General features: G+C 30.9%; 1 pseudogene. It reads right to left on the bottom strand.

Going from position 1 to position 499, the window contains the following annotated elements:
* Nucleotides 1-459: pseudogene (locus ACLNCV_RS09745) on the bottom strand (hypothetical protein); the annotation flags it as partial.
* Nucleotides 460-499 lie beyond the last annotated feature (40 nt).

A 499-nucleotide genomic window follows, 5' to 3' on the forward strand; every position in this document is an offset into this window, starting at 1 on the left:
TTTAGCTTTGCCTCCTTTAAGATCTGGTGCCTTGGACAATTGTTCCTCAAAGAAAGCAATATCTTGCGCATCTTGAAGATGAATGGAAACTTTTAATAGTTCAAAGTTTGATATTAAAAACACATGGTTTCTGAATCTCTTCCAAATTTTCTTCAAATCATATTTGGACATGTTTTCCTTAGCTGATTGAAAATCTCCTTTTAGATAAGCCACTTGACCTTGGATAAATTGGTAATACTCACGATATGTTGCTCTAAAGGGCTTAATAGATTTTTCTGATTGAACTCTGAACATGTCTACATAGAGCTTAAGATTAATAGAATCGTTTAACACTAAATCAATAACTTTTCTAGATACAAATCTTAAATAAAATACAAAGCCGAGAACTAAAAAGACAATAACTAATAATATGAATCCCAATATTTCCAAATTGCTTTGAAATACTAAGCATACTGCCATCACATCCAAAACAAGTCCAATAATTGAGCAAATTAGAATA

Origin of the sequence: Streptococcus sp. CL5.50 (genome assembly GCF_049738015.1) — a bacterium.
Taxonomy (GTDB): Bacteria; Bacillota; Bacilli; order Lactobacillales; family Streptococcaceae; genus Streptococcus; species Streptococcus mitis_CA.